Origin of the sequence: Brucella pseudogrignonensis (assembly GCF_032190615.1) — a bacterium.
Taxonomy (GTDB): Bacteria; Pseudomonadota; Alphaproteobacteria; order Rhizobiales; family Rhizobiaceae; genus Brucella; species Brucella pseudogrignonensis_B.
Genome location: NZ_JAVLAT010000002.1, coordinates 131,564 through 143,824 on the forward strand (window position 1 = coordinate 131,564; position 12,261 = coordinate 143,824).

A 12,261-nucleotide genomic window follows, 5' to 3' on the forward strand; every position below is an offset into this window, starting at 1 on the left:
TGCAGCCAGATAGCCATCGCTGCACACAATATATAGTGCCATTTCAGGCAGCGGAGCATATCAAGCCAGATGGCAGCTTTGCCGCATTTAGAAAATAAATTCCAATCAAAGACCCAACATTCAAATGGCATTAACAAGATCAATGACTTGGCTGCCTTCACGTCAGACCTCGAATTGAATCGATTGAAACCACCGCCTCTTGAACGAAGGGATAATTTGACAGCAATGCGTTTTATCCTGTATCGATCAGTTAAATCCTGAACATTGTTCAATATATTGAACAACTAAGAAGAGGTCCTCCCAAGCATCTCTTCAGACGACCGGTGCGCCGGCTGCATCGGGAAACTGTCGGTCTGGCTTTGCAATACGCGAAAGCCAGACCGGGTGAAACCCAGCGCCTTTGTGCCGGCGAGGTATGAGAGACCTTGGCTCTGGGAACTATGAACAAGGGTGGAAATAATGACTGTAGGTATCAAGCCATTTTCTTTCGACACGGTCGGCTCAATGCATGTCGAGTGGGAGGGCGCAAAGCGTCTCGGCGAAATTCTGGGCGAGCGTTTTTCGGAACGTAAAATCCTCATCGTAACCGACAAGGGCCTGCACAAAGCTGGCGTTCTCAACGAAGCCCTCGCTTCGCTGGAAAATGCAGGCTTCAGCATCAGTATTTTTGATGCCGTTGTTGCTGACCCGCCAGAAGCTATTCTCTTTGAATGTGTAGAACAGGCCAAGGCAGCTGGCAGCGACATTGTGCTGGGCCTCGGCGGCGGTTCCTCAATGGATATTGCCAAGCTTGCTGCCGTACTGATCGTCTCCGAGCAGGAATTGTCCGAGCTTTATGGCATTGGTAAAGTTCAGGGCACACGTTTGCCGCTGATCCAGATCCCAACGACAGCTGGCACCGGATCGGAAGTGACCAACATCACAATCCTGACGACTGGCGAAACCACTAAGATGGGTGTCGTTTCCCGCCAGCTCTATGCAGACTTTGTAATTCTGGATGCGGAACTGACCTGCGGTCTGCCAGCACTTCACACCGCAGCCACCGGCATTGATGCGATGGTTCACGCGATTGAAGCTTACACCAGTCGCATCAAGAAAAACCCGCTTTCCGATGCATTTGCGCGTGAAGCGTTGAAACTCCTGTCGGCCAATCTCGTTGCAGCCTGCGAAAACGGTAAAGATCGCCATGCCCGCGAAGCCATGCTGCTTGGCGCAAACTATGCCGGTCAGGCCTTCTCGAACTCGCCGGTTGGCGCCGTTCATGCTCTCGCCTACCCGCTCGGCGGCCATTATCATGTGCCACACGGTCTCTCGAATGCGCTGATGCTCGGACCAGTCCTGCGCTTCAACATGGCGGGGGCTGCTGAACTCTACGCAGAGCTTGCAGACCTGCTTCTTGGCAAGTGGGATGGCACAACTAAAGAGCGTTCGGCTGCATTCGTTGATTATATGGAAGACCTGATGAACCGCTCAGGCGCACCACGCCGTCTGCGCGACGTTGACGTCACTGAAGAAAGCCTCGAAACGCTTGCACGCGATGCAATGCTTCAGACACGTCTGCTGGGTAACAACCCTGTTGATGTCACAGAAGCTGACGCGCTGGCACTTTATCGCGAAGCATTCTGATCCAACAATCATAGTTAAAAACAGTATCCCGGGAGAGCAGGCATGAGTGCCGCTCTTCTGGAGTTTTGTTTCGTTTTTTCGGAGTAATATCTTGAGCACTGAACGCATCGACGGTCAGGAGCAGCCATATTGGCCTGCCGGACCGTTTAAAATTCGTCTGCCTTTCGTTCATTATAAATTCGAGTGGCCTGATTATTGTCAGGGTTTGCTGATGTGTGCGGTCGATCTGGCCGCCATTCCATTGATGGCAGAACTGCTGGGCATGCCATTTGAAGTGGCGCTAGCAGTCGTCGTTCTCAACGGCCTATTTTACCTTACCCATCACCTGCTTGGTGATCCGGTTGTTCCGGGTTGGATCACACCAGCCGTCCCGCTCATCATGGCTTATTGCGCCACCTTCCCTGAAGGTCCGGAGCGGGTGCACGCACTTGTTTCATTCCAGATGACATTGGGGCTATTGTCGATATTGATCGGCGCGACGGGTATTGCCAATCGCGTTATCGCGGCCATACCGCAAGCCATTAAATCTGGTATCATCATCGGCGCAGGCTTCGCAGCGGTCATTTCCGTTTTCAAGATCGGTGGGAACTTCGATATTTTCCCGTTCACCATCGCAATCTCAATCGGCCTGTGCTTTTACCTGATGTTCTCGCCGCAATTTGCTCGCCTCTCGCGCAACGGTGGTATTTTCGGCCTGATCGGCAAGCTTGGCATTCTGCCTTGCATTCTACTCGCCGTTGTTATCGCCCCATTGTTCGGCGAAGCCAAATGGCCAGAATTCCAATGGACGATCTCGTCACCTGATTTCACGACACTCTGGCGCGAATATACGATCTTTGGCCTTGGCCTGCCGCCACTCTCGATGTTCTTGACGGCTCTGCCAACTGTGCTTGCAACCTACATCGTTCTCTTTGGCGACGTATTGAAAACCAAGTCAATTCTCAGCGAAGCTCAGCTTCATCGCCCTGATGAAAAGATCGATTACAACGCCAATCGCGCACATCTCGTTTTTGGAATGCGCAACACCGGCATGTCTGTGCTCGGTCCTGATGTTACCATGTGCGGACCCGTATGGGCTGCGATGCAGGTCGTTATCTGCGAACGCTTCTCCAAGGGTAAAAAATCTATGCACTCGATTTTCGGTGGTGCAGGGTCTTTCCGCTGGGGAACCAATACCGGCCTGTTTCTGATGCCCATCGTTACGCTCGTGCAGCCGATCCTGGGCGTCGCACTCACCCTGACACTACTCATTCAGGGTTATGTTTCGGTGCGCATCGGCGTGATGGAAGCCCGTTCGCAGCGAGATCTCGGCATTGCCGGTGTTACCGGTGCGGTTTTGGCAACACGCGGCGCTGGCTGGGCTTTTGCAACGGGCGTTGTTCTCTGCCTGCTCATTTATGGCCGCGATTTTTTCAAGGGCGAAACTGACAGCACTTTCGTCAAAGACCAAAAGACGAAGTAAAAACATGAAAAGCCCCTTTCAAGCAAACAGGAAGGGGCTTTTAGAAATTCTCTGCTGACACGGTAAGAAAAAGCGTTAACGTATCCCAGAAAGAGCAAGTTCTAAACCTGCGAATGAGGTCTTAAATGCAAAATTATCAGCAACTGATCCATCATCAAAAATAATACCAACAGAAGCAGATTTTTTAATCGCTGCACGTAAACGTGGACCAACGTTCTGATAGGCAACACATACATTTTGATCACATTTATCTATCTTTACATGCACAATATTCCCACCGTCATCCAGCCCCAGATGAATCATCTTCCCCACTCCCGACTGAGGTGGTGCGCGCAGAATAAAAAAAGAGTGTCCATTCTGACTGGCAGCAAGTGACCAACTAAAAACATTGGCGCCACTACTATCAATAATATTCTGTGTTACATTACATATGCGCAACTTCGTTTTGAGGTTTTCATCACAAATCAAGGTCCAGTTTGGAAATGGCTCTATAATTCGCCGATACTGCCCAAGAGAAACACCTGACGGAACTTGAACATCTGATGGCTTAATTCTGTAAGATGTCTCTTTTGAAACTTGCGTTGTCGTTTCAGTTGCGGAGGCGTTGCCCACGACAAAAAGAGCTGATAACGCCGACAAGTACACCGATAAGATATCAGCTCTCTTAAACATACGACCTCCTTTAGTTGAATGTGTAGCTTACACCGCCACCCATACCCCAATGATGACCGGCATTCGTTGCAGCTACATTAAGTCTAATACGCTGGTTCTCGCTGGTGTAGCCAAGACCCGCAGCGAAGGCGCCCTCTCCACGCCATGCACCACCACCAATGGCCGCACTCAATTTCCCTGGACGATCATCATACCGCAGGGACGATGCAGCGAGGCCGATAGCTGCCGCTTGCCGAGCTTCCTTCTCCACATTGTCAACACGACCTGAAAGCATGGATAGCTTGTCATCCATTCGATGATCCATATCTTTCAACACATTATCCGTATATGACTTGGCGTCTTTTAACGTCTCCGTCGATTTAATGTCAGCATATGAATGAGCGTCCTCTGCCACCTTTTTCAACTGCCGTACATTGGTTACATCCAAATCTGCGGAACCATCAGAAATATTATGAATTGCGACAGGTGAATTGGGATCGCCGCCTACAGGAGTTATGCTATTAGAATTCGTGCCATCGGGGTTAGGATCATATTTGACTGATCTTTTTGAGACATCCTCTAACCCTGCCATTCTGTCATTTAAATTATCCAAACGGTGGTTCACAGCACCGAATGTGTCTCCAATATTGTGATACTCTCGACCGCCAATGTTATAAGTTGGAGCACCAATACTGCCATCAGAGTTAAAAGTGGAACCGCCTCCAAGAAGTGAAGCTAAACCACTGCCGAATGTTTTGAACTGATTATTGACCGTTGTTACTGCTTGATTGGTGGCATAAAGCTCAGAGCCGTTTACTGCGTCTGTTGAATCCTTTCCAATTCTACCTGCCGCAAGATTTGTGAGCGTTCGTTCCTTGCCCTTAGCCCCAATAGAAACTGTACTATCCGGTGCAGAACCTGCGAAGTTATAATCCACTCCATTAAGTTTAGTACCACTTGTAGCTACGGCAGCGGAAGTCTGAGAGCCAGCACCCAACGCAACACTGCCTGGGTTAGACGCATTTGAGCCAGTCCCTATCGCTATAGCATTGTATGAATCTGTAGACACCGAAGCTCCACTTCCCAGCGCAAGCCCACCGACACTGTCTGCTTTTGCATTCGCCCCAAAAGCGGATGAATTAACTGCGTTTGCTTGAGAGTTGTATCCAAAAGCACTCGCGCCTTGTGCTAAAGCATGAGAGCATCCCCCAACAGCTGTGGTAAAGTGGCCAAGCGCCCTTGCAGCATTTCCATCTGCCAAAGCGTATGATCCCTCCTGTAGCGATGCAGAATCATTACAACCTAAATCAACCGAGTCACTCGCTAGAGTTTTATTTTCACTGACTTGGCCTGCAAAGCCAACACCAATAGGCAGCCCTAGTATAAAGTACGCTCCCCCCAATAGAAGTATATTTTTTGTACAGGCTGTACGGTTATATTCGCATTTAACAAACATGAATCACCCCTTTAATATTAAAAATTACATTTTTATTGAAAACTAATTATTTTGAAAAAAACATGCCAATTTGTTTTTAGCACTTTATAATTTTTAAAAAAATGAATGATAGCAATATATTGCAATCAATAATATGAATCTAATAGGAGTAAAAATTGCGTAGTGAACAATATATTCTTCAAGTATCTATAGCGGTTACTATTTTTGTCGCAGGCTTCGGTGTCATCTTTGGCCTTTTGTCTGGCTCATTTTCTATTGTCTTCGACGGTGTTTACATGTTTGCCGATGCCGCCATGAGCGGGCTTGCGCTTGTTGTCGCGCGTCTGATTGCTTTATCTGCCCTAGCGGAGCCTCCGAGCGGAAAGTTACGAGATCGCTTCACAATGGGATTCTGGCATCTCGAGCCGATGGTTTTAGGCCTCAATGGGATCATGCTGACAGGGGTTGCGATCTATGCGCTTATCAATGCTATTGGCAGCCTTATGCATGGCGGTCGCGATCTCGAATTCAGTTACGCGATTTTTTACGCAATCGTTGCGCTAGTTGCCTGCCTCGGCATGGCTTGGTTTGAAACACGTGCCAATCGTAAGCTGAAGTCAGACTTTATCGCGCTCGATGCAAAAGCATGGATTATGTCAGGTGGCATTACGGCAGCGTTACTTATCGCGTTCTCCATTGGCTATGCGATTCAGGGAACACAATTCGACTGGATAGCACCGTATATCGATCCCGCAGTGCTTGCATTGGTTTGCCTTGCCATCATCCCAATGCCGATTGGAACGATCAGACAAGCGCTGGCCGACATGCTGCTCGTGACACCACTTGATCTTAAACAGCACGTCGATGAGGTTGCGAAACAGGTCGTAGAGCGCAACGGCTTTAAATCATATCGCGCTTATGTCGCCAAAGTCGGGCGTGGCAAACAGATTGAACTCTATTTCATCGTGCCAGCAGGCCAACCGGCAAAGAAGCTTGAAGAGTGGGATGCATTGCGCGATGAAATTGGCGATGCTCTTGGCGGCGAAGGCCCAAATCGGTGGCTGACGATTGCCTTCACCACCGATATAGAATGGGCCGTCTAATAAGCAACCCATTTGAACGCGTTAGTGAATGGTCGCAAGCACTGTATCAAGGCGTTTCTGAACAGGCTTGGGCTTCTTCGCAGCGACTATTTGCTCAAGATTGCTAGGATTATCACCAACCGTAATCAGTGCGACCATGCCCATTGAGTAATGCGGTGTGCATTTGACAAAATAGGCACCCGGCTCGGTAACCGTCAGTGTATAATTCTCATTGATCTTGCTTTTAAAGGGCTCAACGCCTGCCGGGATCATATCCTTGATCGACTCGACATTGTGGCCCTTATCAATCGGCATGAAGGTGATTGTATCGCCCGGTTGTGCCTTCACATAGGCAGGTTCAAAAACCATCGCGCCAGCCTCGCCTTTATTAAGCATATGAACCTCAAAGTTCTCGGCAAAGGCGGGAACGGCCGTCAGAATGCAGAGGCTCGCGGCGGCAGAAACGATAATCTTGCGCATCTCAATGATCTCCAAAGAGCTAGCTTCGGTGGCATCGAAATGATGCCCTGCAAACCAGCCTGACGGAGCCATAAACCTGTCGTTTCACACTCTCCTTGATTAAGATCAAAGGACTGAAAAAATGCTGATCAAAGCTGTCATATAATATTCATTCAGCAACACTGCATCACGCGAATCCATGCTCAGATGTCAATTTTAACCATTCGTTAACTGTGTTTTTTGGGTCACGGACATTGAGACAACGCCATACATCCCCAACTTGATCAGCTTGAATAATCAAATATTTTCAGCACGTTGAGATATGTTTCAAATTCAGCTCGCAAATGTGATCGCCATTTATGTTGACTATTAACACTTCGTTAACCACAGTTTGTTGCAATTGGTTACATAGCGTTATCGCAAGCATAGCATTTGGAGCAGGTACGAATTGGAAGCAGGTCGGCAGATAGAAAAGCAGTCCCTCGGCAAGGGGAACAGCACTGCCGTTTCACAGATGACCTCCTTTTGGGGTTTAATGCGTGCATACTGGGTGTCAGACCGCTGGAAAGAAGCGTGGGCACTGACCGCTGCGATCTTTATCTTCACAGCCTTTATCAGCAAAACGACGGTTTGGGTTGCTGAAGCTTCAGGCCATTTGATGAACTCCATTGTCAATGTGAAAAGCGCACCGGTTCAGAACCCATTGCTGGCCATTGCAATGAATGCTGGTGTGCTGATCCTGTTGATGCTGGGCAAAGACGTTCTGCTTGTCGGTTTCCGACACCTTCTGTCGACCACCTTGCACCGTAAGTGGCGCAAGTGGCTCAATGATAGTTTTTCTGACGCGATGCTTGATCGCAACCACACCCATTTCCATCTGCAACAGGGGAAAGGCGCAAATCTGCCCGACAATGTAGACCAGCGCCTGCAAGAGTCCATCAAGGGTATGACTGGTGGAGCCATAGGCCTCGTCATGGGTATCGTCGGTGTTGTGCTTTCAGCATTTTTCATCGGCCAGAAATTACTGGAAATATCGACCGAGGTCAGTGGTCTTGAGTTTCTCGGTTCCTATGGCGGCGCCGTTTTGGCCTTTGCCGCGATCATCCTCTATGTACCAATCGGCACTTTCATCGCGATCAAGATCGGTCGTCAGCTGGAAAGACTCAACCTCGGCATGCAAAAGGCTGAAGGTTCCTATCGTGGCGAGTGGACGACGTTGCTGCGTCGCAGTTTCCAGATTTCTGCTTCCGAAGGCGAAGCTGTGCAACGGTCAGTTAACAAGCGGCTTTATAAAGATGTTGACGGCACATGGAACAAGCTCAACCGTTTTGACGCTGCTTATCTCGCGTTCTCTCAGGCTTACGGCTTCATGTCGAACCGCATCATCGCCTATATTCCAGGTCTCGTGCCCTATATGAGCGGCGCCGTGAGTTTCCGTAATTATGTGACAGGTGCCGAACTTGTAGCGGCCATGATCAATGATTGCTCTTGGTTCATTCAGGTTATGCCTGCTATTGCCAATCTGCGTGCCAATGCCGGTCGCGTGATGGGGCTGGCACAAGCAATTGAAGCGGTGCAAGAACCGGCAGCATTTTATGCGCGTTCGGGTGTAAATGGTTTCAATTTTTCCACGCAGCATCAGCGCTTTGGTCTTTCAGTCCATAATCTGGCACTGATGCAGGGGCCAGATACCGAAGTGCCATTCTTGCGTTCAGGCGTAATCAATATCCGCGCCGGAGATTGGGTTTATATGCGCGGTGAATCAGGCTCTGGCAAAACGTCCTTCATTAAGGCACTGAATGGTCTTTGGGCTTATGGCACGGGAAACATCATTTTCCCTCAGAAAACAAAATCTATCTACACGCCACAGGAAGCAAAGTTTCCCAACGTCTCTTTGAAACAACTTGTCAGCCTGCCGGAAGATGAAGACAACTTCAACGATCTGGCTGTCGCTGCCGTGCTGCATGAGGCAGGGCTTGGTGAGTTTATCCTGCGGATGAATGATGCAGATGCAGATGGCTCTGCATGGGACATGGTGCTGTCCGGCGGTCAGAAGCAGAAGATTATGCTGGCGCGACTTCTGTTGCACAAGCCATCGGTAATCTTCCTCGATGAAGCAACCGGCGCGCTCGATCCTACATCGAAGATGCGGTTCCACACAGCGCTTAAAACACGCTGCCCGGGTGCAATTGTCATTAGCATCATGCATGAGGAAAAGCTGCCCACGCTCGAAAATGGCGAGAGCGTCTATTCGCACGTGCTGGAAATCCAGAACGGATATGTTTCGCTGAAACCTGTTGACCTTGCTGGAGAGCCATACGTTCCCCTAATCGCAGCAGAGTAACCCACGACAATGAGATTTGCGAATTTTGGTTCATTCTAGAAAGCTTATCCGAACAGCGTTGGCTGCGCGGTAAAAAATACTTACCAGTATATAACCAGATAGAATGATCGGCTCTTCCAGTCGCGTTTATAAACTGTAACATGCGCGGAATAGAGTTTACCGAATCCGACATTCCTCATTAATGGACGCAGCAATGACCTACATTCCAGATCCGAAACGCTATGACTCGGCTGTCTTTCGCCGTGTGGGTCGAAGCGGCTTGAAACTTCCCGCTATCTCTTTGGGCCTTTGGCACAATTTTGGTGACACCACGACGCTTGATCGCCAGCGTTCGATCTTATTCAAAGCTTTTGATCTTGGTATCACGCATTTTGATCTCGCAAATAATTACGGCCCGCCTCCGGGATCTGCGGAAATCAATTTCGGGCAGGTTCTGAAACATGATCTGGCCGCTTATCGCGATGAACTAATCATCTCAACCAAGGCTGGCTGGGACATGTGGCCGGGACCATATGGAGCCGGTGGTGGTTCACGCAAAGCATTGCTTTCAAGCCTCGATCAGAGCCTGAAGCGCATGGGTGTCGATTATGTCGATATCTTCTATTCGCATCGCTTCGACGCGCATACACCGCTTGAAGAAACCGCTGATGCGCTCGCGTCCGCCGTTCGGCAGGGCAAAGCGCTTTATGTCGGCATATCCTCTTATTCCGGCAACAAGACCCGCGAAATTGCGCGTCTGCTTGAACAGCGTCAGGTACCACTGCTGATCAATCAGCCATCCTACAATCTATTCAATCGCTGGATTGAAAAGGACTTGCTGACAGCAAGCGACGAAGTCGGCTCTGGCATCATTGCCTTCACGCCGTTGGCACAAGGATTGCTGACCAATAAATATCTAAATGGTGTGCCGGAAGATTCCCGCGTCAACCGTCCGGGCGGTCACTTCTTGCAAGAAGCGCATCTGGCGCCTCAAAACATTGAGCGGGCAAAAGCGCTTAACGAAATCGCAAAGCGTCGTGGCCAATCACTGGCACAGCTGGCGCTTGCCTGGGTGCTCCGTGATCCACGTATTACCTCAGCACTAATCGGCGCCAGTTCTGCAAAACAGGTTGAGGAAAACGTTGCTGCCCTCAACAATCTGTCTTTCACAGCAGAAGAGCTGGCAGAAATTGACCGTTATGCGGTTGAAGGCGGCGTCAATCTTTGGGAAAAGCCTTCCCACGACGAAGCAATATAAACAAATATATGAATACATAAAAGGCCGGCTCATACTCGGCCTTTTTTTGATAAGAATATGATCTTCATTGTCATAAGAAAATAAAGCTACTCTTAGCTGATTTTTGAGAAACCATTTTCTTGTTGAACCTATTCGTCTGCATCATCATTCAAAAATGGATTACATAGGCTTTGTTCAGATAATTATCGCCACCACCCCATTTCTTGTATGGGGGATGATTATCCTTGTCCTTTCAAACATCGAAACATCGACCAAGGCAAAAAAGCCGGAACGCGAATTAGCCACAAATAACGAAAATATCGCTGATATCTCTATCATTCCTTATGGTTTAATTTTCCCTTTGTACTATCGATCCTCCTCTCCTCATAATAATTTGGGTTAGCATACGCATTGATTGCTCATCTCTCTGAATCGATAAATTTCCTTATGGAAACTGCGCGATAATGACATTTTGCATATCGTCAAAATCATATAACGGCGATAGTTAGAGAACGTCGATAAGCACAGCCATACACAAAGGATTTTGCCATGCCTCGCTCTCTCATCGTCTGCCAAGGCCGAGTAGCAGACCGGACGCATGGAGCTATACCGGGTGCATTGACCGCTGCTAATTCACTTGCAAATCGTTATGGTTTAGAAATTCAAATTGCCGGAAAACCATCTTCTGCTAAGAATGATAATTGGAATGTAGCTCTGGAGGAAGCGCACGAAACGCTTTCAGAACTCGCACGAGCTGTATCAGCGGAATTTGAAGCTGGGCAGCGTCCCATTGTGGTTACCAACACTTGCTCCGCAAGTTTAGCAACCATCCCGCAGGCTGCCCGTCACATCAAAAACCTCGTCGTTTTGTGGATCGATGCGCATGGAGACTTCAATACCCCAGAAACCACAGAGTCGGGATATCTTGGCGGCATGGCTCTTGCTGGCATTTGCGGCATCTGGGATACCGGGCACGGCGCGGGAGTGGTAACCGAACGAGTTATAATTGTGGGCGGTCGCGATATTGATCCCGAGGAACGACGCCTTCTCGAAAATTCAAACGTTAGGATCATCCCCCCATCCGACGTCACAGCACAAACATTATGCGAAGCTATAGGCTCAAACCCAGTTTGGGTTCACATTGACTGGGACGTCATGAACCCGGGATTAATCCCGGCAGCTTATGCGATCGCAGACGGACTACATGTGCAGCAATTGCGAGATGCGTTGGCCGCAATTCCAGCATCACAAATCGCGGGCATTGAGCTTGCCGAGTTTGAGGTTCCTGCAACCCCGCAGGAAACAGATCAAGCCGTAGCGATAATCCAAGAAATAACTGAACCGCTTTTCGAAAAAATTTAAGCTGACAAATCACGACACATGCTGCCTAACACGACATGGCAGCATGTGAAGATATCAAACCTGTGATACTTTAGGATTAACCTCTAAGTTTATAAATAAAAATCAATCAATTAAATCGTAAAACAGATCCGAAGCCAGGCTATCACACACTTAATTCGCACCAGCTTCACCTTGATATTCCTGCAATCTTAAATTAGCACATGCAGCAATACACGCGCTTTTCTATATATTAAGTACAGAATCATCTAGGGCGTGTTGAATTGCGGGCACACATATATGAATTCCAGTTCGGCGCAGTCACAATGGCGCATGCTTGATATGCTGCCTGCCCTTGCTCTCTTCCTGGTGGGTCTAACAGCACTGCTTTACGCAATGCTGTTACCAAGCGGAGAGAACAACACATATGCGGTGTTGATGCAGCCATGGGCAGATATTTCTCAGGTCAGCGCGCTTTTAAACAAAGCAGATGCTCAAATTATATCACTCAACGAGCGGATGAATGTCGTCGTCGTCCACGCGGAGCGTTCAGACGCCATTTCTGCACTTTATAATGCGGGCGCTTGGCTCGTATTTGAACCTAGTCAACTCTCCAGCTGTATCGACCTAGCGGTCACCGGGGCCTAA

At 48.9% G+C, this 12,261-nt stretch carries 10 protein-coding genes; 7 read left to right on the forward strand and 3 right to left on the reverse strand.

Features of this window, described 5'->3' with window-relative positions:
- Window positions 1-459: 459 nt before the first annotated feature.
- On the forward strand, window positions 460-1,626 hold the full coding sequence (locus RI570_RS12010) for an iron-containing alcohol dehydrogenase (RefSeq protein WP_313828780.1): 1,167 nt from the start codon (window positions 460-462) through the stop codon (window positions 1,624-1,626).
- Between the two features lie 91 nt (window positions 1,627-1,717).
- Window positions 1,718-3,088: a hypothetical protein gene (locus RI570_RS12015; RefSeq protein ID WP_313828781.1), complete on the forward strand. Its 1,371-nt coding sequence runs from the start codon at window positions 1,718-1,720 to the stop codon at window positions 3,086-3,088.
- A 75-nt stretch (window positions 3,089-3,163) separates the two neighbouring features.
- Here the strand turns inward: RI570_RS12015 and RI570_RS12020 are convergent, their stop codons facing one another.
- Both RI570_RS12020 and RI570_RS12025 read right to left on the reverse strand, forming a co-directional pair.
- Window positions 3,164-3,760, reverse strand: coding sequence for an invasion associated locus B family protein (locus RI570_RS12020; protein WP_313828782.1), 597 nt, complete (start codon window positions 3,758-3,760; stop codon window positions 3,164-3,166).
- Window positions 3,761-3,770: 10 nt separating this feature from the next.
- Window positions 3,771-5,195, reverse strand: coding sequence for a YadA-like family protein (locus RI570_RS12025; protein WP_313828783.1), 1,425 nt, complete (start codon window positions 5,193-5,195; stop codon window positions 3,771-3,773).
- 155 nt (window positions 5,196-5,350) lie between these two features.
- On the opposite strand from RI570_RS12025, the gene RI570_RS12030 reads away from it, so the two are divergent.
- Window positions 5,351-6,277 carry a cation transporter gene (locus tag RI570_RS12030; RefSeq protein ID WP_313828784.1) on the forward strand — a complete coding sequence of 309 codons (927 nt, stop codon included), beginning with the start codon at window positions 5,351-5,353 and terminating at the stop codon, window positions 6,275-6,277.
- A 21-nt stretch (window positions 6,278-6,298) separates the two neighbouring features.
- On the opposite strand, the gene RI570_RS12035 is transcribed toward RI570_RS12030, so the two are convergent.
- Window positions 6,299-6,736 carry a pseudoazurin gene (locus tag RI570_RS12035; protein ID WP_313828786.1) on the reverse strand — a complete coding sequence of 146 codons (438 nt, stop codon included), beginning with the start codon at window positions 6,734-6,736 and terminating at the stop codon, window positions 6,299-6,301.
- A 427-nt stretch (window positions 6,737-7,163) separates the two neighbouring features.
- Here RI570_RS12035 and RI570_RS12040 point away from each other — a divergent pair, with 427 nt between their 5' ends.
- The 4 genes from RI570_RS12040 to RI570_RS12055 all read left to right on the forward strand — a co-directional run bounded on the left by RI570_RS12040 (window position 7,164) and on the right by RI570_RS12055 (window position 12,261).
- The gene (locus RI570_RS12040) at window positions 7,164-9,059 is read left to right on the forward strand and encodes an ABC transporter ATP-binding protein/permease (RefSeq protein WP_409558663.1); all 1,896 of its coding nucleotides are present in this window, start codon (window positions 7,164-7,166) and stop codon (window positions 9,057-9,059) included.
- Window positions 9,060-9,252: 193 nt separating this feature from the next.
- Window positions 9,253-10,296 (forward strand): L-glyceraldehyde 3-phosphate reductase, encoded by a 1,044-nt coding sequence (mgrA, locus tag RI570_RS12045; protein ID WP_313828787.1) that lies wholly within the window; start codon window positions 9,253-9,255, stop codon window positions 10,294-10,296.
- Window positions 10,297-10,824: 528 nt separating this feature from the next.
- On the forward strand, window positions 10,825-11,637 hold the full coding sequence (locus RI570_RS12050; RefSeq protein WP_313828788.1) for an arginase family protein: 813 nt from the start codon (window positions 10,825-10,827) through the stop codon (window positions 11,635-11,637).
- Between the two features lie 276 nt (window positions 11,638-11,913).
- Window positions 11,914-12,261, forward strand: coding sequence for a hypothetical protein (locus RI570_RS12055; RefSeq protein ID WP_313828789.1), 348 nt, complete (start codon window positions 11,914-11,916; stop codon window positions 12,259-12,261).

Excerpts from the sequence above, each read along its gene's own strand:
- RI570_RS12010 (WP_313828780.1), top strand. The coding sequence starts at position 460 with ATGACTGTAGGTATCAAGCCATTTTCTTTCGACACGGTCGGCTCAATG.
- RI570_RS12020 (WP_313828782.1), bottom strand. The coding sequence starts at position 3,760 with ATGTTTAAGAGAGCTGATATCTTATCGGTGTACTTGTCGGCGTTATCA.
- RI570_RS12025 (WP_313828783.1), bottom strand. The coding sequence starts at position 5,195 with ATGTTTGTTAAATGCGAATATAACCGTACAGCCTGTACAAAAAATATA.
- RI570_RS12035 (WP_313828786.1), bottom strand. The coding sequence starts at position 6,736 with ATGCGCAAGATTATCGTTTCTGCCGCCGCGAGCCTCTGCATTCTGACG.
- mgrA (WP_313828787.1), top strand. The coding sequence starts at position 9,253 with ATGACCTACATTCCAGATCCGAAACGCTATGACTCGGCTGTCTTTCGC.
- RI570_RS12050 (WP_313828788.1), top strand. The coding sequence starts at position 10,825 with ATGCCTCGCTCTCTCATCGTCTGCCAAGGCCGAGTAGCAGACCGGACG.
- RI570_RS12055 (WP_313828789.1), top strand. The coding sequence starts at position 11,914 with ATGAATTCCAGTTCGGCGCAGTCACAATGGCGCATGCTTGATATGCTG.